Annotated in this window: 22 protein-coding genes and 1 tRNA gene; 7 read left to right on the top strand and 16 right to left on the bottom strand. The window is 62.7% G+C overall.

Annotated elements, in window-relative coordinates:
* From KYK83_RS17505 to sucC, 4 genes are all read right to left on the bottom strand, one after another.
* Positions 1 to 894 (bottom strand): TonB family protein, encoded by an 894-nt coding sequence (locus KYK83_RS17505; protein WP_222826853.1) that lies wholly within the window; start codon positions 892 to 894, stop codon positions 1 to 3.
* 62 nt (positions 895 to 956) lie between these two features.
* Positions 957 to 1,886, bottom strand: coding sequence for an electron transfer flavoprotein subunit alpha/FixB family protein (locus KYK83_RS00700; RefSeq protein WP_222826852.1), 930 nt, complete (start codon positions 1,884 to 1,886; stop codon positions 957 to 959).
* Positions 1,887 to 1,913: 27 nt separating this feature from the next.
* Positions 1,914 to 2,660: an electron transfer flavoprotein subunit beta/FixA family protein gene (locus KYK83_RS00695; protein ID WP_222826851.1), complete on the bottom strand. Its 747-nt coding sequence runs from the start codon at positions 2,658 to 2,660 to the stop codon at positions 1,914 to 1,916.
* 198 nt (positions 2,661 to 2,858) lie between these two features.
* Entirely contained in the window at positions 2,859 to 4,058 is a 1,200-nt protein-coding gene (gene sucC / locus KYK83_RS00690; RefSeq protein WP_222826850.1) for an ADP-forming succinate--CoA ligase subunit beta, read from the bottom strand.
* A 116-nt stretch (positions 4,059 to 4,174) separates the two neighbouring features.
* On the opposite strand from sucC, the gene KYK83_RS00685 reads away from it, so the two are divergent.
* Positions 4,175 to 4,951: a 3'(2'),5'-bisphosphate nucleotidase CysQ gene (locus KYK83_RS00685; RefSeq protein WP_222826849.1), complete on the top strand. Its 777-nt coding sequence runs from the start codon at positions 4,175 to 4,177 to the stop codon at positions 4,949 to 4,951.
* A 60-nt stretch (positions 4,952 to 5,011) separates the two neighbouring features.
* On the opposite strand, the gene KYK83_RS00680 is transcribed toward KYK83_RS00685, so the two are convergent.
* A complete protein-coding gene (locus KYK83_RS00680; protein WP_103024664.1) occupies positions 5,012 to 5,707 on the bottom strand; it encodes a YiaD family glycine zipper/OmpA-like lipoprotein in 696 nt (231 codons plus the stop codon).
* Positions 5,708 to 5,891: 184 nt separating this feature from the next.
* Here KYK83_RS00680 and KYK83_RS00675 point away from each other — a divergent pair, with 184 nt between their 5' ends.
* Positions 5,892 to 7,208 (top strand): hemolysin family protein, encoded by a 1,317-nt coding sequence (locus KYK83_RS00675; protein ID WP_196847321.1) that lies wholly within the window; start codon positions 5,892 to 5,894, stop codon positions 7,206 to 7,208.
* A 226-nt stretch (positions 7,209 to 7,434) separates the two neighbouring features.
* On the opposite strand, the gene KYK83_RS00670 is transcribed toward KYK83_RS00675, so the two are convergent.
* The 9 genes from KYK83_RS00670 to KYK83_RS00630 form a co-directional block, all read right to left on the bottom strand.
* The gene (locus tag KYK83_RS00670; RefSeq protein WP_196847322.1) at positions 7,435 to 7,845 is read right to left on the bottom strand and encodes a DUF3035 domain-containing protein; all 411 of its coding nucleotides are present in this window, start codon (positions 7,843 to 7,845) and stop codon (positions 7,435 to 7,437) included.
* On the bottom strand, positions 7,845 to 8,393 hold the full coding sequence (gene lspA, locus KYK83_RS00665; RefSeq protein WP_196847323.1) for a signal peptidase II: 549 nt from the start codon (positions 8,391 to 8,393) through the stop codon (positions 7,845 to 7,847). The genes KYK83_RS00670 and lspA overlap by 1 nt, the downstream gene beginning before the upstream one ends.
* A complete protein-coding gene (ileS, locus tag KYK83_RS00660; RefSeq protein ID WP_222826848.1) occupies positions 8,390 to 11,233 on the bottom strand; it encodes an isoleucine--tRNA ligase in 2,844 nt (947 codons plus the stop codon). Before ileS ends, lspA begins: the two co-directional genes overlap by 4 nt.
* 153 nt (positions 11,234 to 11,386) lie before the next feature.
* On the bottom strand, positions 11,387 to 12,319 hold the full coding sequence (locus KYK83_RS00655) for a bifunctional riboflavin kinase/FAD synthetase (protein ID WP_222826847.1): 933 nt from the start codon (positions 12,317 to 12,319) through the stop codon (positions 11,387 to 11,389).
* Positions 12,316 to 12,813, bottom strand: a complete 498-nt coding sequence (locus tag KYK83_RS00650) for a dihydrofolate reductase (RefSeq protein ID WP_222826846.1) — start codon at positions 12,811 to 12,813, stop codon at positions 12,316 to 12,318. Before KYK83_RS00650 ends, KYK83_RS00655 begins: the two co-directional genes overlap by 4 nt.
* A complete protein-coding gene (locus tag KYK83_RS00645) occupies positions 12,810 to 13,865 on the bottom strand; it encodes a 5-(carboxyamino)imidazole ribonucleotide synthase (RefSeq protein ID WP_222826845.1) in 1,056 nt (351 codons plus the stop codon). Before KYK83_RS00645 ends, KYK83_RS00650 begins: the two co-directional genes overlap by 4 nt.
* On the bottom strand, positions 13,865 to 14,347 hold the full coding sequence (purE, locus tag KYK83_RS00640) for a 5-(carboxyamino)imidazole ribonucleotide mutase (RefSeq protein ID WP_222826844.1): 483 nt from the start codon (positions 14,345 to 14,347) through the stop codon (positions 13,865 to 13,867). Before purE ends, KYK83_RS00645 begins: the two co-directional genes overlap by 1 nt.
* Positions 14,348 to 14,349: 2 nt before the next feature.
* The gene (gene gpmA, locus KYK83_RS00635) at positions 14,350 to 15,036 is read right to left on the bottom strand and encodes a 2,3-diphosphoglycerate-dependent phosphoglycerate mutase (RefSeq protein WP_221596901.1); all 687 of its coding nucleotides are present in this window, start codon (positions 15,034 to 15,036) and stop codon (positions 14,350 to 14,352) included.
* Positions 15,037 to 15,069: 33 nt separating this feature from the next.
* The gene (locus KYK83_RS00630; protein WP_222826843.1) at positions 15,070 to 15,213 is read right to left on the bottom strand and encodes a hypothetical protein; all 144 of its coding nucleotides are present in this window, start codon (positions 15,211 to 15,213) and stop codon (positions 15,070 to 15,072) included.
* 112 nt (positions 15,214 to 15,325) lie between these two features.
* Between KYK83_RS00630 and KYK83_RS00625 the strand changes: the two genes are divergently transcribed.
* The 3 genes from KYK83_RS00625 to KYK83_RS00615 all read left to right on the top strand — a co-directional run bounded on the left by KYK83_RS00625 (position 15,326) and on the right by KYK83_RS00615 (position 17,505).
* Positions 15,326 to 15,400 (top strand) — tRNA-Thr (locus tag KYK83_RS00625).
* Positions 15,401 to 15,505: 105 nt separating this feature from the next.
* Positions 15,506 to 15,973 (top strand): PH domain-containing protein, encoded by a 468-nt coding sequence (locus KYK83_RS00620; RefSeq protein WP_222826842.1) that lies wholly within the window; start codon positions 15,506 to 15,508, stop codon positions 15,971 to 15,973.
* 65 nt (positions 15,974 to 16,038) lie between these two features.
* Positions 16,039 to 17,505 (top strand): PH domain-containing protein, encoded by a 1,467-nt coding sequence (locus tag KYK83_RS00615; RefSeq protein WP_222826841.1) that lies wholly within the window; start codon positions 16,039 to 16,041, stop codon positions 17,503 to 17,505.
* Here KYK83_RS00615 and KYK83_RS00610 read toward each other — a convergent pair.
* Positions 17,502 to 17,798, bottom strand: a complete 297-nt coding sequence (locus KYK83_RS00610; protein WP_222826840.1) for a GNAT family N-acetyltransferase — start codon at positions 17,796 to 17,798, stop codon at positions 17,502 to 17,504. The two genes, KYK83_RS00615 and KYK83_RS00610, sit on opposite strands and share 4 nt — an antisense overlap.
* A 54-nt stretch (positions 17,799 to 17,852) precedes the next feature.
* On the opposite strand from KYK83_RS00610, the gene KYK83_RS00605 reads away from it, so the two are divergent.
* A complete protein-coding gene (locus tag KYK83_RS00605; RefSeq protein WP_222826839.1) occupies positions 17,853 to 18,848 on the top strand; it encodes a threonine aldolase family protein in 996 nt (331 codons plus the stop codon).
* Positions 18,845 to 19,789, top strand: a complete 945-nt coding sequence (locus KYK83_RS00600; protein ID WP_222826838.1) for a DMT family transporter — start codon at positions 18,845 to 18,847, stop codon at positions 19,787 to 19,789. Before KYK83_RS00605 ends, KYK83_RS00600 begins: the two co-directional genes overlap by 4 nt.
* Here KYK83_RS00600 and KYK83_RS00595 read toward each other — a convergent pair.
* The gene (locus KYK83_RS00595; RefSeq protein WP_222826837.1) at positions 19,773 to 20,558 is read right to left on the bottom strand and encodes a Rossmann-fold NAD(P)-binding domain-containing protein; all 786 of its coding nucleotides are present in this window, start codon (positions 20,556 to 20,558) and stop codon (positions 19,773 to 19,775) included. The genes KYK83_RS00600 and KYK83_RS00595 overlap by 17 nt on opposite strands.
* Between the last annotated feature and the right edge of the window lie 62 nt (positions 20,559 to 20,620).

Here is a 20,620-nt window from a genome sequence, read left to right as displayed (position 1 = left end):
TCAATGCAGCCGGTACGACACGCGTACCGTGTAATAAGATGGAATGGGTCGATCCTGAAGGTCGGTGGCGGGCTTGAACTTGGCGTTCTCAACGAAAACCACACACGCCGTGTTATCGAATCCTTCCGCTGCGGTCATCGATTCCATATGGCATCTCGCAACCGTTCCATCAGCTTCGACCATTACCCTCACGAGCAAGTTTGCCTGCGCGCCTTTTCTTTCAGCTTTTCCAGGGTAGTGTTCCTGAATAAGCCGTGCCACCCTTTGAAGGTTAACGATTTCAGGTAAAGTCTTGCGAGTTTTCAATATCTCTGGGTTTGCCCCCCAATGGGTTACGAGATCCGCCATGCACGCGTTTAGCGCTTCGTACACCGGCCCAAGGTTGCCTGTCTTCAAGCGATAAGAACGACCGGAACGAGAGAGTTCGACCCAGTCGATCCCCGCGCCTTGTTCGACCGGGAGGCTTGGAAGTCCGACTGGACCGGCGTAATTCTCGCCTTTTTTCTCGTCCTTCTCGCTTGAAGCATCCTCAACACTTCCTCCGCCAATTCCAGTGCCGAAATCACCCAAGGTCAAAGAAATTTCCGGCCTGAAAGCGTACGGCAATTGGCCGGGCCCAAATTGTACGCCGATTTTTTGGCCAGAAGAGTAACGATGTAACAAGGGTCCAGCAACAACCCAATCAAACTGCTCCGATGGAGAGTATTGCTCGAAGTACAAGACGCTTTGTTGGTCGTCTTCGCCAAAAGTCCGGAGGATGCGGCAACGTGTTTCGCCGTAATCAAGCTGCCAATTCGAACTAGGCTCTAGTACCACGGTTCCACTTGCTCCAGCGAAGCCCGACTGTGCGGCAAGCGCAAATGATAATATAAACGAAACTATACGACCAAGCACTGAAAAACCCTCCCGCCCCAGATAAGGGCGGAAGGGTTACAGAATTGCTAGAGCATTGCAATTCAAAGCTTTTCGGTCAGCTCCGGCACCGCCTTGAACAGGTCGGCCACCAGGCCGATGTCCGCGACCTGGAAGATCGGAGCGTCCTCGTCCTTGTTGATGGCGATGATGGTCTTGGAATCCTTCATGCCTGCAAGGTGCTGGATCGCACCTGAAATACCGATGGCGATATAGACTTCCGGCGCTACGATCTTCCCGGTCTGACCGACCTGGTAATCGTTCGGCACGTAGCCTGCATCGACGGCTGCACGACTGGCACCGATCCCGGCTCCGAGCTTGTCGGCGAGCGGGGTGATGATCTGTTCGAAGGTTTCGGAATCCTTCAGCGCACGGCCACCCGACACGATGACCTTGGCACTTGTCAGTTCGGGACGATCGCTTTCGGCAATTTCTTCGCTGACGAAGGTCGAAAGACCGGCATCGGTGGGGCCCGAAACTTCTTCGACGCTTGCCGAGCCGCCTTCGGCAGCGGCCTTTTCGAAGGCCGTACCGCGCACGGTGATCACCAGCTTCTCGTCGGACGATTCGACAGTCGCGATCGCGTTCCCGGCATAGATCGGGCGGGTGAAGGTCTTGTCGCCTTCGACCGAAAGGATGTCAGAAATCTGCATCACGTCGAGCAGCGCGGCGACACGCGGGGCGATGTTCTTGCCCGTGGTTGTTGCAGGCGCCACGAACGCATCGTGATGGCCCATCAGATCGGCCACCAGCGGGGCGACGTTTTCCGGCAGCGCATGCTCGTAGGCCGCATCGTCGGCGAGATGGACCTTGCCCACGCCTTCGATCTTGGCAGCTTCGTCGGCGACCGCGCGGCAGCCCGAGCCTGCGACCAGCAGGTGGACTTCACCCATCTTGCCGGCAGCGGTTACGGCGGCGAGCGTCGCATCGGCGAGGCTCTTGTTGTCGTGTTCGACCCAAACGAGGGTTTTCATATCTGTCTTCCTTCTCGTCTGTCTGGCTTATGCAATGCCGAGGGCTTTGATCTTGGCGACCAGCGCGTCGACGTCCTCGACCTTTTCGCCTGCCTGGCGAACCGGCGGTTCGGAGACGTTGGTGGTCTTGAGGCGCGGCGCGGTGTCGACACCGAAATCGGCCGGAGCCTTGGTATCGAGCGGCTTCTGCTTCGCCTTCATGATATTGGGGAGCGACGCATAGCGCGGCTCGTTCAGGCGCAGGTCGGTGGTGACGATTGCCGGCATGGTCAGCTTGACCGTCTGCAGGCCGCCATCCACTTCGCGCTTCACGGTAACGCTGTCGCCGTCGACTTCGACGGTGTTGGCGAAGGTGCCCTGCGGACGGCCCATCAGGGCCGCGAGCATCTGGCCGGTCTGGTTCGAATCGTCGTCGATCGCCTGCTTGCCCAGCATCACGATGCCGGGCTGTTCCTCGTCCGCGATGGCCTTGAGGATCTTGGCAACGGCGAGCGGTTCGACTTCGTCATCGGTCTGCACCAGAATGGCGCGGTCGGCGCCCATGGCCAGCGCGGTGCGCAGCGTTTCCTGCGCCTTTGCCGGGCCGATGCTGACGGCGATGATCTCTTCGGCCTTGCCTGCTTCCTTCAGGCGGATCGCCTCTTCGACGGCGATTTCGTCGAACGGGTTCATGCTCATCTTGACGTTCGCAAGATCGACGCCCGAACCGTCGGCCTTGACGCGCGGTTTGACGTTGTAATCGATCACCCGCTTGACGGGGACGAGGATTTTCATGGGTTCTGCCTTCCTCTCGACTGGAAACTGTGGCGCCCGCCTATCTTGCGTTTACGTAAACGTCAAGTGAGCGTTCGACGGGCTTTCGCTTAGATAAGGCTGGCCGCGAACGAGTGTTCCCTGGCGCCGGAAATAGAAAGGCGGGCCGCGTTTCCGGGGCCCGCCTCTCAAAAGCTGCAGATCATCTGTGCCGGGCGATCATGCCGCCTTCTTGACCTCGGCAACGATCTTCTTCGCCGCGTCGCCCAGATCGTCGGCGCTGACGATGGCGAGGCCAGAATTGTCGAGGATGGCTTTGCCTTCTTCGACATTGGTGCCTTCCAGGCGTACGACGAGGGGCACGGAAAGGTTCACGTCCTTGGCCGCCTGCACAATGCCGTTGGCAATCACATCGCATTTCATGATGCCGCCGAAGATGTTGACGAGGATGCCCTCGACCGCCGGATCCTTCAGGATGATCTTGAATGCGGCCGTCACCTTCTCGGTGGTGGCGCCGCCGCCAACGTCGAGGAAGTTGGCCGGAAACGCGCCGTTCAGCTTGATGATGTCCATCGTCGCCATGGCAAGGCCCGCGCCGTTCACCATGCAGCCGATGTTGCCGTCCAGCTTGATGTAGGCGAGGTCGTATTCGCTCGCTTCGACTTCGGCGGGATCTTCCTCGGTCACATCGCGCAGCGCTTCCACGTCCTTGTGGCGGAACAGCGCGTTGCCGTCGAAGCTCATCTTGGTGTCGAGCACCAGAAGGTTGCCGTCCTCGGTTTCGACGAGCGGGTTGATCTCGAGCATTTCGCAGTCGAGATCCATGAAGGCGGTATACAGTTGCTTCGCCAGCTTCTGCGCCTGCTTGTTCAGATCGCCCGTCAGCTTGAGCGCGAAGGCCATCGCCCGGCCGTGATGCGGCATAAAGCCCTGTGCCGGATCGATGGTGATGGTGGTGATCTTTTCAGGCGTCGAATGGGCAACCTCTTCGATGTCCATGCCGCCTTCGGTCGATACGATCATGGCAACGCGGCCGGTAGCGCGGTCGACCAGCATCGACAGATAATATTCGCTGGCAATGTCGACGCCGTCGGTCACGTAGAGGCGGTTGACCTGCTTGCCGGCATCACCCGTCTGTACGGTTACCAGCGTATTGCCGAGCATTTCCTTGGCATTGGCTTCCACGTCTTCGATGCTCTTCGACAGGCGTACGCCGCCTTTCGCATCGGGACCCAGTTCGGTGAACTTGCCCTTGCCGCGGCCGCCGGCGTGAATCTGTGCCTTCACGACGTAAAGCGGTCCGGGCAGTTTCTTCGCACCCTCCACGGCCTCTTCGACCGTCAGCGCGGCATGCCCTGCAGGGATGCCGATGCCGTATTTCGCGAGCAGTTCCTTGGCCTGGTATTCGTGGATGTTCATGGTGGAGCGTCGTCCTTCGCGTCATGCGTTGGGGAAAGTGAGTTGCGAGGGCCCTAAGCATGTCTGGACGCGCTTGAAAAGGCCCGCTTTCGGGTGCAGGCAGCAGGCATTCTTTCATGATCGATAGTCAGCGCCTCGAATCCATCGTCTCCGAAGCAGGAAGGATCGCCTACGACCTCTGGCCGGGGGCGGGGAACGATCTGAATGCGTGGGAGAAAAAGCCCGGGGATCCCGTGTGCGAAGCCGATCTCGCAGTGGACGCTTTTCTCAAGCGGGAACTGGGGGCGCTGCTGCCGTCGGCAGGCTGGCTGTCGGAAGAAACCGCCGACGATCCAGCGCGGCTGGACAATGATCTCATCTGGCTGGTCGATCCGGTCGACGGGACGCGCGATTTCATCCGCGGCCGTACCGGCTGGGCGGTTTCCGTTGCCCTGATCAGTGGCGGGCGCCCGCTCATCGGCACCTTGTGCGCCCCCGCGCGCAAGGAAACCTGGCAGGCGGTGGCGGGGCAGGGCGCCTATCGCAACGGCGACAGGCTTGCTGCCAGCACGCGCCAGGAATTCGCCGGCTCGCGGGTGCCCGCGCATGTCTTGCCGAAAGCGGATGCCGATCTCGTGACGGTCGATCAGCCCAACTCCATTGCCTTGCGCATCGCGATGGTCGCTGCAGACGAAGCGGACCTCGTGGCGACGGTACGCTGGGGTTTCGAATGGGATATCGCCGCAGCGGGCCTGATCGCGCGCGAAGCAGGGGCGGCGGTCAGCGATGCCTTCGGCAAGAAGCTCGACTATAACAAACGCGATCCCCGCGCTTTCGGCATACTCGCCAGCGCCCCCGGCATCCACGCCGCCGCGGTGGCACGGATCGCAACACGCGTCGCGGCTGCACAATGAAAAAGGGGCCGGCGTAAACCGGCCCCAGTTGGTTGCGACAGCTCGAAGGGTTGTGGAGTATTACATTCCCTGCGATTGCGCGGCTTCGATGTCCCGCTGATCGAACGGAACGATCTTGATTTCGACGCGCCGGTTCAGCGGTTCGTTCACATTGTCGCCGGTCGAGACCTTGAGGCGGGTTTCGCCGAAGCCCATCCAGCGCACGCGCGAAGAGCTGACGCCCTGGGAGATCAGGTAGTTGGCCACGGCCTGAGCGCGCTGTTCCGACAGGCGCTGGTTCGTGGTGGCCGAGCCGGTCGTGTCGGTGTGACCGTATACGTCGATCAGGCTGTTGGGATACTGGCGCAGGCTGCCGGCCACGCGGTCGAGCAGATCGCGGAAGCCCGGCGAAATGGTGTAGCTGCCGGTCGAGAATGTGACGCCGTCGGGCAGGTTGACGAGAATGGCTTCGCCGCCATCGGTTTCGGAAACGTCGACGCCGGTGCCGGCGGTCTGTTCTTCCAGTTCCTTGATCTGCTGGTCCATCTTGTAGCCGATGACGCCGCCACCGATGCCGCCTGCTGCGGCGCCGATGATGCGGCCGGTCTTGCCGCCGATGAGACCGCCGAGCAGGCCGCCTGCAACAGCGCCGCCGGCGCCGCCGAGTACGGTGCGCGAGACCTTGCGTTCGCCGGTGTTCGGATCGGTGACACAGGCCGAGACGGTCAGCAGCGAAACGGCTGCAAGGCTGGCTGTGAGAATGCGTGAGTTCTTCATCTATTCTTCCCCTTTTCTGCGCGGCATCCGACCCATGGGGCGGCTCCGGGCGAGTGGTACCGGACGCGCCCACCCGCGTCGCTGTTCCTCAAACCTTTCAACGCCCCTGCCGTTCCACAGCCATGTCAGATAAGTTTCACGCGGGGCGCTGGCAGCGGCGCACTTTTGTGCTAGCCGTTGCCGCGTGACACCCTTTCCCTGGACAGACCTGCTGATCATCATCGGGCTGATCGTGCTCAACGGCGTCTTCGCCATGAGCGAGCTTGCCATCGTGTCGGCCAAGACATCGCGCCTCCAGCAGGCCGCCTCCAAAGGGAGCAAGGGCGCCGCCACGGCCATCTCCCTGGCATCCGATCCGGGCAAGTTCCTGTCGACCGTGCAGATCGGCATCACGCTGGTCGGGATCATTTCGGGTGCCTATTCGGGCGCGAGCCTCGGCGGACCCACGGGCGAACGGCTCGCCATGCTGGGCGTGCCCCAGCAGTATGCGGCGGAAATCGGCTTCGCGTCTGTCATCGCCATCACCACCTATGCCACGCTGGTCATCGGCGAGCTCGTTCCCAAGCAGATCGCGCTGCGCGCGGCGGTGCCCATCTCGCTGGTCATGGCGCGGCCCATGGCGATTCTGGCGCGCGTGGCGGCGCCGCTCGTGTGGCTGCTCGATGCGTCCTCGGGCGTGCTGATTCGCCTGCTCGGCGTGCGTCCCTCGGGGCAAAGCTCGGTCACGGCGGAAGAACTGCACATGCTCTTTGCCGAAGCCACCCGCAGCGGGGTGATCGAAAGCGAACAGCACCAGATGCTGCAGGGCGTCGTGCGCCTCGCCCAGCGGCCCGTACGCGAACTGATGACCCCGCGTACCGAAGTCGACTGGATCGATGCCGATGCGGACGCGGCGGCCATTCGTGCGGCGATCGACACCAGCCCGCATTCGCTTATGCCGGTGGCGGAAGGCTCGGCCGACAGGGTGCTGGGCGTGGTCAAGGTGCGCGATATCCTGACGCGCCTGATCGCCAAGGAACCGATCGATCTGCGCGCCCTGATGGTCAAGACCGAGGTCGTGCCCGATCAGCTCGATGCGGTCGATGCGCTGCGCGTGCTGCAGCAGGCTGAAATAGCGATGGCCATGGTGCATGACGAATACGGCCATCTCGACGGCATCGTCACTCCGGTCGATCTGCTTACTGCGCTGGTCGGCAATTTCCTCAGCGATCAGGACGGTGCCGAAGGGCCCGGCGTGGTCGAGCGGGAAGACGGCAGCCTGCTGGTCTCCGGCTCGCTCTCGGCCGATGTGCTCGCCGACCGGCTGGGCCTCGAATATGGCGACGATCGCGAATTCGGCACGGCGGCGGGTTACGCGCTGCATGTGCTCAAGCGCCTGCCCGGCGAAGGCGACTATTTCACCGATCAGGGCTGGCGTTTCGAAGTGGTCGACATGGACGGTCGCCGGATCGACAAGCTGCTGGTGAGCAGCGAAACGAAAGCCAAGAACCCGGCCGCCTAGAGGCTCCCAGGATTATCCGCCGGCGCCTCCGGTTTTTCCTTCAGACCCTCAAACGCCAGGCGTTCGTCCTTGCCTCGCCCTTGGCTCGGAAACTTTCGCCACGTTTAGATCTCGCGCGATGAATCCGGGCCGGCGGAGGGCCGGCAAGGGCGACTGCCCGCCCGCAGCGGGTGCAGCTTGCTGCACATCTAGCGAGGACGCACCGACGGAGGTCGGTGCGAAAAACTTAGGAAGGTATCACCGCGCTTGCGGTTGCGCCGTCGCCTTCGGGGGCGGCGATGATGTCGCGGGTCACTGCGCCCTTGGCGACGGTCGCGGTCTGCGGGTCGCCCACAGCGCTGCGAATGCCGGGTTCGGCGGCACCGGCGCGTTCCAGCATGCTGGTTTCCACGCCGCTACGGGCCTGCGGACCGCCGAACAGCACGTCCAGCGTCTGGGCAGCGGCGCTGCCTTCGCTCGGGCGCGGGGCGCCGGGCTGCGGCGGCTGCAGGTTGAAATCGGGCGGAACCACCAGCGGCGCCTGGCGCTGCACGGCGAATTCATCGGGCCGGTTGCGGTCGAGAAGGCCCCCGCTGCCGCAGGCTGCGGTCATGGCGCCGAGGCCGGCCATCAGGGCGATTCGGGCGAATTTGATCATCACTTGCTCTCCGCGGCATCGGCCGCCTTGCTGTTCATGAGGCCATCGACCTCCGCCTTGTCCTTGTCGCCCATGAAGAAGGCACGCGCAAGGACGATGACGACACCGATGGTGATAGCCGCATCGGCTACGTTGAAAATGAGGAAGGGGCGGAATTCCCCGAAATGCAGATCGGCGAAATCGACGACATAGCCGAGATCGTAGCGATCCTTGATATTGCCCAGCGCCCCGCCAAGGATCAGCGACAGTGCCAGGATGTCCGCCAGCAGCTTCTCGCGCATCATCCACACCGTCACCACCAGGGCGATCAGCGCGGTCACCAGCACCAGGCCCCAGCGCATTTCCGGGCTGGTCGCTTCGAACATGCCCAGCGACACGCCGAAATTGCGGGTGAAGCGCAGGTCGAAGAAGGGCAGGATTTCCATCGCATCGCCGACACGGTCGATGCCCAGCCCCTTGGTGACGTAATTCTTGGTCAGCTGGTCCACCACGAAGATGGCCAGTGCCGTCACGCAGCCGATGATGCGGTTCTTCATGATCGGGTTCATCGGGCGGCATCCAGTTGGGCGACGACGGGCTCGCAGCGGTCGCATAGATCGCCGTCTTCCGTCACGGAAGGAAGCAGGCGCCAGCAGCGCCCGCACTTGTTTTCGGATGTCCGTGTGACCGTCACATCCGCGCTATCGCTACGCGTCACTGACGCGGTGATGAACAGTTCGGCCAGATCATCGTCGCTGAAACCGTCCGGCACAGCGTCGGCGGGAACGATTACATCGGCTTCCAGGCCGGACCGGATGACCTTTTCGCGCCGCAGCGGTTCGATCGCTTCCATCACGTCTTCGCGCAAGGCGCGCAGCTTGTCCCACTTCGCCCCGTCCGCGGTGACGCCCGGCACGCCCGGCCATTCCAGCAGGTGGACGCTGCCGCCATCCGGATAGCGCGTGCCCCACACCTCTTCCGCCGTAAAGACCAGCACCGGCGCGGCATAGCGGACCAGTGCGTGGAACAATATGTCCAGCACGGTGCGATAGGCGTTGCGGCGCACCGAATCCGGTCCGTCGCAATAAAGGCTGTCCTTGCGGATATCGAAATAAAAGGCCGACAGGTCTTCGTTGCAGAAATCGACCAGCAAACGGGTATAGGCGTTGAAGTCGTAATCCTCGACGGCCTTGCGCAGCTTGCCGTCGAGATCGGCCAGCAGGGCGAGGACATAGCGTTCCAGCTCGGGGATTTCGCCGGCATCGCCCATGTCGCCCACGAAACCGTCCAGCGCACCCAGCAGATAGCGGAAGGTATTGCGCAGTTTGCGATACTGGTCGCCCACGCCCTTGAGGATTTCATCGCCGATGCGGTGATCCTCGGTGAAATCGACGCTCAGCGCCCACAGGCGGATGATGTCGGCGCCATATTGCTCCATCACCTTCAGCGGGTCGATGGTATTGCCCAGGCTCTTGGACATCTTGCGCCCGTCGCTGGCCATGGTGAAGCCATGGGTCAGGATCTGGTCGAAGGGCGCGCGGCCGCGCGTCGCGCAGCTTTCCAGCAGGCTCGACTGGAACCAGCCGCGATGCTGGTCGCTGCCTTCCAGATACAGGTCGGCGGGCCATTGCATGTCCGGCCAGCGTCCCGATTCGAGGACGAAGGCATGGGTGCAGCCAGAATCGAACCAGACGTCGAGAATGTCGGTGATCATCTCGTAATCGTCGGGATTGTGTGCGGAACCGAGGAATTCGGCCTTGCGCGCCTCGTCCCAGGCATCGACGCCTTCTTCGCGCACGGCGGCGATCACGCGGGCGTTCACGTCTGCATCCTGCAGATATTCGCCCGTGCCGTTCTTTACGAACAGCGTGATCGGCACGCCCCAGGCGCGCTGGCGCGACAGCACCCAGTCGGGGCGGCCCTCGACCATCGAACCGATGCGGTTGCGGCCCTTTTCGGGGACGAAGCGCGTGTCGGCGATGGCTTGCAGGGCGCGGCTGCGCAGCGTGCCGCCACCGGCAAGGTCCTTGTCCATTGGCACGAACCATTGCGGCGTGCAGCGATAGATGACCTTGGCCTTGCTGCGCCAGCTATGCGGATAGGAATGCTGGTAATCGTCGCTGGCGGACAGCAGCCCGCCCGCTTCGCGCAGGTCCGAACAGATCGGGCCTTCGGGCGAATTGAACGGCTTGTTGATGACGCTGCGGCGGCGTTCCCTGCCGTCCGCGTCCACATCGCCCGCACCCAGCCATTCCCAGTCGTCGCGATAACGCCCGTCGGCCATGACGGCGAACACCGGTTCGATGCCATGCTTGCGGCACAGCAGGAAATCGTCCTCGCCGTGATCGGGCGACATGTGGACCAGACCCGTACCGCTGTCGGTGGTGACGAAGTCGCCCGGCAGGAAGGGGCGGGGCTTGGCGTAGAATCCGCCGAGCTTGTGCATCGGGTGGCGCGCGACCGTTCCGGCGAGGTCGGGGCCTTTGAATATCTGGAGATTCTCATCCCACTTATCGGCGTCGGGCCATGGTTCGGACGGTTGTCCACTCGGAACGGTGGTTATGCGAGTGATAAACTCAGTAGCGAGCTCGCGGGCCACCAGATATTTGGCGTTCGGCCAGCTGATAAGCGCGTATTCAATGTCCGGCCCATAGGCCAAAGCCTGGTTGACCGGGATCGTCCAAGGCGTCGTGGTCCAGATTACCGCATGCGCGCCGACCAGTTCCTCGATCGGGCTCTCGGTGATCTCGAACGCGACATCGATCTGCGTGCTGGTGATGTCCTCGTATTCGACTTCGGCCTCGGCCAGTGCGGTTTCTTCCACCGGGCTCCACATCACCGGCTTCGACCCGCGATAGAGATTGCCCGCTTCGGCAAATTTCATCAGCTCGGCCACAATGGTCGCCTCGCTGTCGAACTGCATGGTCAGATAGGGATTGTCCCAGTCCGCCATGATGCCCAGCCGCTTCAGCTGTTCGCGCTGCACATCGACCCAGTGCTGCGCATAGGCGCGGCATTCGGCGCGGAATTCCTTTGCCGGGACCGCTTTCTTGTCCAGCTTCTTCTTGCGGTACTGTTCTTCGACCTTCCACTCGATCGGCAGGCCGTGGCAGTCCCAGCCCGGAACATAGGGCGCGTTCCTGCCCAGCAGGTTCTGCGTGCGGCAGACCATGTCCTTCAGCGTGTGGTTCAGCGCATGGCCGATATGCATGTCGCCATTGGCGTAAGGCGGGCCATCGTGGAAGATGAACTTCTCGCGGTCGGCGCGCGCTTCGCGCAGCTGCTGATACAGCCCGTCCGATTCCCAGCGTGCGGCAATACCCGGCTCCTTCTGGGGAAGGCCGGCCTTCATGGGGAAATCGGTCTTCGGCAGGAAGACGGTATCTCGGTAATCGCGCTTTTCGGACATAGGTGCTGGCCGTTAGGGCAAAGCAGCCGTGTAGGAAAGTGCGGAGTGGCCTGCCCGCCCGCCTCTCACCGTCATCTCCGCGAAGGCGGGGATCCGGCGCGGGGCCACGGCATTTCCAAGCTGGATTACAGCCTGCGCGCAAATGACGAATCGCTAAACCTGCGCCAGCAGCCGCCGCGCTTCGTCGCAATCCCTGTCCATCTGCGCCACCAGCGCGTCGAGACTGTCGAACTTTGCCTCGCCGCGCAGGAAGTGGTGAAACGCGACTTCGATCTCCTGCCCGTAGAGATCGCCCGAAAAATCGAAGAAATAGGGCTCAAGCAGTTCCTTGGGCGGATCGAACTGAGGCCGCACGCCGATATTGGCCGCGCCCTTCAGCTCCTGCCCGGTCGACAGGATGCGCCCGGTCACGGCGTAAATGCCGTATCTGGGGCGCAGGTAATGTTCCACCGGCAGGTTCGCCGTGGGATAGCCGATCTCGCGCCCGCGCTTGTCGCCATGCTGCACCACGCCGCGAATGGCGAAGGGGCGGGTCAGCAGCCGGGCCGCTTCCTGCGGATCGCCTTCGCGCAGGGCATCACGCACGCGGCTCGACGATACAGCCTCGCCGCCATCCAGCACTGGCGGCACCGCACGCGCCTCGATCCCGACGTCCTTGCCCAGGCTGACCAGTCTGTCGAAATTGCCGCCGCGCGCCTTGCCGAAGGTGAAATCCTCTCCCGTCACCACCCCTGCCACGCCCAGATGGTCGCCCAGCAGGCGTTGCACGAAATCCTCTGCGGTGGTTCCGGCCAGTTCGCCGTCGAAATGGAACACCAGCATCGCGGTCGCCCCGGCGGCGAGGTACAGTTCCTGCCGCTGTTCCAGCGTCGTCAGCCGGAAGGGCGGGGCATCGGGCTGGAAATGGCGCACGGGATGCGGATCGAAAGTGGCGATGATGGCCGGGCGGCCTTCCTCGCGTGCCCAGCGGATCGCCTCGCCGGCCACGGCCTGGTGGCCCAGGTGAAAGCCGTCGAAATTGCCCAGCGCCACGATCGCGCCGCGCAGGCTTTCGGGCAATGGCTCGCGGTGGTCGAGGAACCTCACGCGGCATACTCCCGCGCCCGTTCCAGCGTGACGAAGCTGTAGGCGGGGGCATCGCCTTCGGCAGCGTGGTCCTCGCGGGCGATCTCGCGCCATTCGGGTCCGGGGGCGGGCATGAAGGTGTCGCCTTCGAAATCGGCATGGATGTCGGTCAGCTCGATCCGGTCGGCCAGCGGCATGAAGACATCGAAAATCGCCGCGCCGCCGATCACTGCCGCCTGTTCGGCAGTGTTCGACGCCAGATCAAACGCTTGATTGACATCCCTCGCCAGTTCGGCGCCGGTCGAATCCCAGCGCTCCCGGCGCGTCAGCACGATGTGCCTGCGACCCGGCAACAGGCCCGGAAGGCTCTCGAAAGTCTTGCGTCCCATGATCATCGGCTTGCCCATGGTCAGCGCCTTGAACCGCTTCAGATCGGCCGGCAGATGCCACGGCAACGCCCCGTCCCGACCGATGCAGCCATTGGCCGCGCGGGCATAGATCAGGAACAGCTTCACCGTTCCAGCTTCGTTACATGGCCCATCTTGCGCCCCTCGCGAACCTCGGCCTTGCCATAGTCGTGCAGATGCGTGTCGGGCTGGCTAAGCCATTGTTCGGTTTCGAGAATATCGCGCCCGATGATGTTCGTCATGGTCACCGACCTGGCGACCGTGGCTGTGCTGCCCAGCGGCAGTCCGGCCACAGCGCGGATGTGATTTTCGAACTGGCTCGTGGCCGCGCCTTCGATCGTCCAGTGCCCCGAATTATGGACCCGCGGCGCCATCTCGTTGAACACCGGTCCGTTCCGCGTGGCGAAGAATTCCAGCGTCAGCACGCCTACATAGCGCAGCGCATCGGCCACCTGCCGCGCCAGCTCCCGCGCCCTATCGACCTGCGCCGCAATCGCGTCGCCAGCGGGCAGGGAGGACGTCGCAAGGATGCCATGATCATGCGAATTGCGCGTCGAATCCCAGAAGCGGATTTCCCCGTCCTGCCCGCGGACCAGGATAACCGAAAACTCGGCCTCGAATTCGACGAACGCTTCGTAAATCGAGGGCATGTCCGGCAGGTTCAGACCTTGGGCATCGCGGTCCGAACCGATGCGCCACTGGCCCTTGCCGTCGTATCCATCGCGCCGCGTCTTGAGAATGCCCGGTGCACCCAGAGTGTCGATCGCGGCTTCCAGATCGGCGCGCGAATCGATACGCGCATACGCCGCCGGTCTGCCGCCGAGCCCTTCTACGAAGCGCTTCTCGTTCAGCCGGTCCTGCGCGGTTTCGAGCGCGCGCGGATGCGGGAATATCCGGTCTTCGGGGATAGACGCCGCCGTTGCGACGGGCACGTTCTCGAATTCCCAGGTGACGGCATCGCATTGCGCCGCGAAGGCAGCGACTGCGGCTGCATCGTCCCATTTGTTGGTGAAGATGTCGTCGCACACGTCGCTGACGACATTGTCGCCCTCGGGCGCGTAGGCGATGCAGCGATAGCCGAGCTGGGCCGCGCTGACCGCCATCATCCGGCCAAGCTGGCCGCCACCCAATATCCCGATCGTGCTGCCCCGCTTCAGCATCAACCGACGGGACGCTCGGTCACGGCCGCACTGCGGGCCGCGCGCCAGTCCTGCAGGCGCTGCGACACGGCGGTATCGTGATTGGCAAGAATGGCCGCGGCGAGCAGCCCTGCATTGGTCGCCCCTGCCTTGCCGATGGCCAGCGTCCCCACGGGAACCCCGGCCGGCATCTGGACGATCGACAGCAGGCTGTCCTGCCCCGAAAGCGCCTTGGACTGCACCGGCACGCCGAGCACGGGAATATGGGTGAGCGCTGCGATCATGCCGGGAAGGTGGGCCGCACCGCCGGCGCCGGCGATGATGACTTCGAAACCAGCGTCCGCCGCACCCTTGGCAAAATCGTACATCCGCTCGGGCGTGCGATGCGCGGATACGATGCGCACGTCACTTTCCACGCCGAGCTCGTCGAGCACTTCTGCGGCGCAGGTCATGGTTTCCCAGTCGGACTGGCTACCCATGACGATGGCAACTTTGGCGCCCATCCTTACGAATCCTTGAGGTAGTAGCGTTCGCCCGACACCTTCGTGCCCTCGAACTCGTAGACGATCGGCTGACCGGTCGGGATTTCGAGCCCGGTAATCTCGTCATCCGAGATGGCGGACAGGTGCTTGACCAGCGCGCGCAGGGAATTGCCGTGGGCGGAGATGATGACCGTCTCGCCTTTGCCCAGCAGCGGCAGAATAGCTTCTTCCCAATAAGGCAGGACGCGTTCGATCGTCAGCTTGAGGCTTTCGGTGCGCGGTACGTCGATCCCGGCATAGCGCGGATCCTCGGCAAGATCGAATTCGCTGCCGGCTTCCATTTCCGGCGGGGGGACGTCGAAACTGCGGCGCCAGACGTGGACCTGTTCATCGCCGTGCTTTTCGCGCGTCTGCTGTTTGTCGAGCCCGGTCAGACCACCGTAATGCCGCTCGTTCAGGTGCCAGTCGCGCGTCACCGGGATCCACAGACGGTCGCAGGCTTCGAGTGCGATGTTGAGCGTCTTGATCGCCCGCTTCTGAAGGCTGGTGAAAGCCGTGGTGGGCAGGACGCCCTTGGCTTTCATCAATTCGCCGGCTTCACGCGCTTCGGCTTCACCTTTTTCGGTCAGGTCGACATCCCACCAGCCGGTGAAACGGTTGGCGAGGTTCCACTCGCTCTGTCCGTGGCGAACGAGGATCAGTTTCGACATGATTACTCCGGTTTCCCCTAGGAGCAGTGCGCGTTAGCGCTCTGTTTCTTCATTGGGAAGGCCTGTCTGGCCCGATTCGCTGATTTCGCGTCCCTGCGCTTTCCTGCGTCGCAGGTTCTCGCGAAGTTTTGCGGCGAGGCGTTCCTCACGGCTCGATTTGTTTTTCTCACTGGCCATGCCGAAAGCCTTCGCCAATTTTGCCTCCGGGCTCAAGCGAAGGTTGACTTATGCTCCGCGTCTGCCAATAGCGCGCGCCTCCACCCCGCGAGCCTTTCTCGCGGCGACATGTGCTGCTGTAGCTCAGTGGTAGAGCGCACCCTTGGTAAGGGTGAGGCCGGGAGTTCAATCCTCCCCAGCAGCACCATTTTCCCGGAAAATGGAATGTCCAGTGTTCGTCCCCCCCGCAGGGATGCCGGCGCGATGCGAAAGCCGATTGTATCGGCGCGCTGTATTGCCTAGCTAGCACGGTATGGATGAAGCCGACGATCTGATCCCGCTCGACCCTGCTTACAAATCGATGCTGCGCGTGCAGTTCGCGATCGTGGGGGTTGTATTGCTGTTGGCCGCCACCATTGCGGAATTCGCAATCCCGGGCTGGACCGGGGCGGTTTGGATCCCGGCTCTGCTCCTTGTCACTTATGCGCTCGTCCGCGTGCCGTTGAGGCGTTACAATGCGCGCGGATATTCACTGGCACAGGAAAGACTGCGCGTGGTGCGCGGCGTTTTCTTCCGTGCCGATACGGTCGTTCCGTTCGGCCGCGTCCAGCACATCGATGTAGGGCAGGGGCCGCTGGAACGCGCTTACGGCCTTGCTACCCTGACCGTCCACACGGCGGGCACGCACAACGCCTCCGTATCGCTTCCCGGCTTGCGCCATGCAGATGCGACAGCCATGCGGGAAGATATCCGCGCGGCAATCAGGCGCGACACGCGGTGACCGAACCGTTGGAGCACACGCCCCGCAGGACAGACCCGCGCACGTTTGCTGTGCGGGCTGTCGCCATGTTTTCCCAGCTTGTCCTGCCACTCGTCGTCGGCGGATTCACCATCCTAGACAAAGGCGATTTCGGTGATGCCTTGCTCTATTTCCTCCCCCTCGTCGTGCTGGCGGTCGGAGCGAACATATTCTTCGCCTATCTGCGTTGGGCGCGCTTCACCTATACGGTCGGAGCAGACGACATCCGGGTTGAAAGCGGGGTTCTGTCGCGCGAGGCGCGGTCGGTACCGTATGAGCGAATTCAGGATGTCAGCATTGAACAGAAGTTCGTGCCGCGGCTGTTCGGGCTCGTGGAGGTAAAATTCGAGACCGGGGCGGGCGGGGGCGACGACCTGAAACTTGCCTATCTGCCGGAGGTCGAGGGCGAGCGCCTGCGGGAACTCGTCCGGTCCCGGCGCGATGGCAGTTCGCTACCCGAGCAGGATATCGACACCGACATCGCGCCCGAGCCGGATGCCCGACTCCTCTATGAAATGGGGCCGGGGCGCGTGCTCACTTTCGGCCTGTTCGAATTCTCGCTTGCCGTCGTGGCGGTCGTCGCGGGCGCCGCGCAACAACTCGATTTCCTGCTGCCGTTCGAAGTCTGGGACTGGCGCTCGTGGCGCGAACAGATAGCCGGACCGGGCCAATGGCTGGCTGGCCTTGGAGTGCTCGCCCAGCTTGTCGGGGGTGTGATCGCCGTGGGTTCGCTGATCTTCATCGGTGTCGCAACGGGAGTGGTCCGAACGGTCCTTCGCGAATGGGGCTTCCGGCTGGAGCGAACCGACAAGGGTTTGCGGCGCAGGCGCGGTCTGCTGACGCGCACCGATCTCGTCATGCCAGTGCACCGGGTGCAGGCGCTGCGGCTCAGCACGGGATTGGTCAGGCGGTGGTTCGGCTGGCATTCCCTGAAGCTCGTCAGTCTCGCCAGCGATAGCGGGTCGGCCAATCACGAAGCGGTGCCTTTCGCCCGGCTCAAAGAGATTTCCCCGGTAGTGGTCGAAACCGGGTTCGAGCTGCCGGGCGCGGAAATCGAGTGGCATCGCTCATCCCGGCGCTATCGGATCGACGGCTTTCTCATCGGATTTTCCCTGATGATCGCAATTGCCGCCGCGCTGTTCGTATCTAGCAATGCATATCTCGCATTGCTGCCAATAATAGCCGGAGGCGGATGGTTTGCCCTGCACGAATATATGCGCTGGCGCTGGGATCGGCATGCGCTGGGGCAACGCCAGTTATATACCCGGCACGGCTGGTTCGCGCCCAGCATGGCCATTGCATCGCGCGAAAAGCTGCAATCGGTCGAAATCGTCCGTAATCCCCTGGCGCGCGTGCGGGGCTATGCCGACATCAGGTTCGGGCTTGCCGGGGGACACCTGCGAATGCGGGGTATCGCGCTGGCGGACGCAATGCGCATCCGCGACGCGGTTCTTTCAAGCATGGGCGAGCAGGATTTTTCCGAGGTTGTGGAAGCCGGTTCGCAATCTGCCTAGGCGCGCAAGTCTTCCCATTCGGGATGGCGGTCGAATTGCTTAGCGACATAGGAGCAGCTTGGGATGATCTTGAAGCCTTTGTCGCGTGCATCGTCTATAAGGGCATCCACCAGTTTTGCGGCAATACCCTTCCCGCGCATGTCCGGCGCAACGATGGTGTGCTCCGCGTCACGCGCGCCATTGCGCAGTGTCCATGTCAGTTTGCCTGCGTGCGTACCATCGCCGTCGCTTGCGACATACTGACCGCTCGTTTCGTTATCCTCTTTGCGTATAGCAATCGGTGAAGTTTCCATCGTTCCGTTATTCCTTCCTGTGCAAGCAATGCGCCGGTGGTTATGGGCGTTCCGATGCAGTTCCTATCCGATAATGCCGCCTCGGTTCACCCGGCCATCTGGGATGCCCTGAAGGCGGCGGACGCACCCGATTCGCCTTATGACGGGGATGGTCTGAGCAATGCTCTCGACCAAAGATTTTCCGACCTGTTCGGCAAGCCATGTGCGGTTCTGTGGGTAGCTACGGGGACGGCAGCCAACTGTCTTGCCCTGGCAACCATGGTTCAGCCGCATGGGGGAATCATCTGCCACGAAGAAGCCCATATCGAAATGGACGAAGGGGGCGCGCCTGGCTTCTATCTTCACGGCGCAAAGCTGCTGCTGGCGAAGGGCGATGGCGCCAAGTTGACGCCCGATGCGATCCGCGCTGTCGTCGACCCGATCCGCGACGATGTGCACCAGGTTCAACCGCACGCCATCTCTATCACTCAGGCCAGCGAATATGGCAGGACCTATCGGCCCGAAGAGGTTGCAGCCATCGTGGCGCTGGCACGTGAGCGCAAACTCGCAATCCATATGGATGGCGCCCGTTTTGCCAATGCCGTTGCCTTTCTGGAATCCACTCCGGCTGAAGCAGCAGGCGATGTCGATGCATTAAGCTTCGGATTCATCAAGAACGGGGGTCTCGGGGCCGAGGCAATTGTGTTCTTTGACGCCGCTCTTGCCGATGTGGCCCGTTACCGCCGCAAGCGTGCCGGGCACTTGCAATCCAAGGGCCGGTTTCTTGCCGCGCAGCTTCACGCCATGCTGGACGGCGATGTCTGGCTGACCAATGCGCGCTATGCCAATGCTGCGGCTCAGGAAATCGCCGCTGGTTGCGAAGAGCGATTGATGCATGCAGTGGAAGCGAACGAAATGTTCGTGCGCTGCACTGCAGACGAACGCCAGGCGCTGCGCGAAAAGGGTTTCGGCTTTTACGACTGGGGCGACGATGCTGCCCGCTTCGTTACGGCATGGAATACGCCTGAAGAAGACGCGTCTGCTCTGGCAAAGGCGCTCGCCGCGCTATGAGTACGCCTGTAGAGGGCGAAAGCCTGTTTACGCCCCGTAATTTCGCCGCATTTCTGCTTGTCAGCGTGATCTGGGGTGGGACCTGGCTGGTGATACGCGACCAGATCGCCAGCGTCCCGGCGAGCTGGTCGATCTCCTATCGCTTCATCGTGGCGGCCCTCGGCATGTTCGCCCTAGCTGCAATCCGGCGGGAAAGACTGTCTCTCGCCCCGGGTGGCATGCGCTGGGCCTGCCTGCTGGGCCTGTTCCAGTTCACGCTCAATTTCGCCTTCGTTTACAATGCCGAAAGCTATATCACCTCGGGTCTCGTGGCAGTCATGTTCGCCCTGCTGGTCGTTCCCAACGCGATCTTCGGGCGCATTTTTCTGGGCCAGCAGATCACCGGGCCGTTCGTTGTCGGCTCGGCGATCGCGGCAATTGGTGTCGCGCTGCTTTTCGCCCATGAATGGCAGTCGTCGCCTGCGACCTTGAGCGAAGTGCTGCTCGGTGCCGGGCTGACGGTTTGCGGGATTCTTTCGGCCAGCGCTGCCAATATCACGCAGGCAATGGAGGGCGCGAAGAAGCAGCCCTTTCTCGCCCTGCTGGCGTGGTCGATGGCCATTGGCGTGGTGATCAACAGCGTGTTTGCATGGACAACGTCGGGGCCGCCGCAATTCGATACACGCACCTCATACTCGCTCGGTATCCTGTATCTCGGGCTTGCCGGTTCGGTGGTGACTTTCCCGCTGTATTACGGCCTGGTTCGCAAAATCGGGGCCGGTCAGGCGGCCTACAGTTCGGTAATCGTACCGGTAGTGGCCATGGTCCTTTCGACCCTGTTCGAGGGGTTCGTGTGGGGACCGCTGCCGGCAGCCGGGGCCGTCATTACGCTATCGGGAATGGTGATCGCCATGCGTGGACGGGCAAGCCCGCCGCCGCGCCGTGCTACGCCTGAGCCCTGATCGCGGCCAGACCTTCGCGATACGTCGGATAGCGCGGCGTCCAGCCGAGCAACCGCTTCGCCTTGCCGTTGGCCACACGGCGATTTTCGGCGTAGAAACCGCGCGCCATCGCCGAAAGGTCGGCCTCCTCCATCGTCTGTAACGGCGGAGGCAGCACGTCCAGAAGCCGCGCAGCCTCTTCGATCACTGCGTTCTGGCTGGTCGGCAGATCGTCCGCGAGATTATAGGCTCCCGGCGGGGCCTCGCTTTCGAAAGCAGCCACCACCCCTGAAACGATATCGTCCACGTGGACCCGGCTGAAGACTTGGCCCGGCAGGTCGATGCGGTGTCCTTTGCCCTCTGCCACCCGGTCGAGTGCGCTGCGCCCGGGGCCATAGATGCCAGGCAGTCGAAACACCCGCGCCTCCATCTCAAGCCACCGCGCATCGCAATGTGCCCGGGCAGTTCGCCGCCCAGTTCCGGTTGGAGAAGCTTCGTCGACCCAAGCGCCGCCGGCATCGCCGTAGACGCCGGTGGACGAGAGGTAGAAGAGCGACTGTCCATGCAAGGCATGGCCATAGGCTTCAAGCACCGGATCGCTATCCGCGGACGGCGGAACGGAACTCAGGATGTGGGTTGCCCGAGCGAGGGCTGCAGTCACTGCGTGCGAATCATCGAAACTGACATTGCCTGCGCTCCCCGTCGCGTCGACGTGCCAGCTACGCGCTTGCACCAAGCTGGCGATGCGGGATGCCGTATAACCAAGACCGAAGATAAGCAGCCTGCTCATTCGCTGCCGGGTTGGCCGCATAAAGGGCCTTCGAAAGCGCGAAGGAAGGTGGCAATCAAGTT

Source organism: Qipengyuania pacifica (genome assembly GCF_019857205.1).
Taxonomy (GTDB): Bacteria; Pseudomonadota; Alphaproteobacteria; order Sphingomonadales; family Sphingomonadaceae; genus Qipengyuania; species Qipengyuania pacifica.
The sequence above is the reverse complement of the archived record's forward strand: the minus strand, read 5'-3'. Positions and strand labels throughout refer to the sequence as shown.

Excerpts from the sequence above, each read along its gene's own strand:
- sucC (WP_222826850.1), bottom strand. The coding sequence starts at position 4,058 with ATGAACATCCACGAATACCAGGCCAAGGAACTGCTCGCGAAATACGGC.
- lspA (WP_196847323.1), bottom strand. The coding sequence starts at position 8,393 with ATGAACCCGATCATGAAGAACCGCATCATCGGCTGCGTGACGGCACTG.
- KYK83_RS00695 (WP_222826851.1), bottom strand. The coding sequence starts at position 2,660 with ATGAAAATCCTCGTCCCCGTCAAGCGGGTGATCGATTACAACGTCAAA.
- KYK83_RS00685 (WP_222826849.1), top strand. The coding sequence starts at position 4,175 with ATGATCGATAGTCAGCGCCTCGAATCCATCGTCTCCGAAGCAGGAAGG.
- KYK83_RS00595 (WP_222826837.1), bottom strand. The coding sequence starts at position 20,558 with ATGAGCAGGCTGCTTATCTTCGGTCTTGGTTATACGGCATCCCGCATC.
- KYK83_RS00630 (WP_222826843.1), bottom strand. The coding sequence starts at position 15,213 with ATGGCCAGTGAGAAAAACAAATCGAGCCGTGAGGAACGCCTCGCCGCA.
- gpmA (WP_221596901.1), bottom strand. The coding sequence starts at position 15,036 with ATGTCGAAACTGATCCTCGTTCGCCACGGACAGAGCGAGTGGAACCTC.
- ileS (WP_222826848.1), bottom strand. The coding sequence starts at position 11,233 with ATGTCCGAAAAGCGCGATTACCGAGATACCGTCTTCCTGCCGAAGACC.
- purE (WP_222826844.1), bottom strand. The coding sequence starts at position 14,347 with ATGGGCGCCAAAGTTGCCATCGTCATGGGTAGCCAGTCCGACTGGGAA.
- KYK83_RS00680 (WP_103024664.1), bottom strand. The coding sequence starts at position 5,707 with ATGAAGAACTCACGCATTCTCACAGCCAGCCTTGCAGCCGTTTCGCTG.
- KYK83_RS00610 (WP_222826840.1), bottom strand. The coding sequence starts at position 17,798 with ATGGAAACTTCACCGATTGCTATACGCAAAGAGGATAACGAAACGAGC.
- KYK83_RS00700 (WP_222826852.1), bottom strand. The coding sequence starts at position 1,886 with ATGAAAACCCTCGTTTGGGTCGAACACGACAACAAGAGCCTCGCCGAT.
- KYK83_RS00600 (WP_222826838.1), top strand. The coding sequence starts at position 18,845 with ATGAGTACGCCTGTAGAGGGCGAAAGCCTGTTTACGCCCCGTAATTTC.
- KYK83_RS00670 (WP_196847322.1), bottom strand. The coding sequence starts at position 7,845 with ATGATCAAATTCGCCCGAATCGCCCTGATGGCCGGCCTCGGCGCCATG.
- KYK83_RS00620 (WP_222826842.1), top strand. The coding sequence starts at position 15,506 with ATGGATGAAGCCGACGATCTGATCCCGCTCGACCCTGCTTACAAATCG.
- KYK83_RS00615 (WP_222826841.1), top strand. The coding sequence starts at position 16,039 with ATGTTTTCCCAGCTTGTCCTGCCACTCGTCGTCGGCGGATTCACCATC.
- KYK83_RS00645 (WP_222826845.1), bottom strand. The coding sequence starts at position 13,865 with ATGCTGAAGCGGGGCAGCACGATCGGGATATTGGGTGGCGGCCAGCTT.
- KYK83_RS00605 (WP_222826839.1), top strand. The coding sequence starts at position 17,853 with ATGCAGTTCCTATCCGATAATGCCGCCTCGGTTCACCCGGCCATCTGG.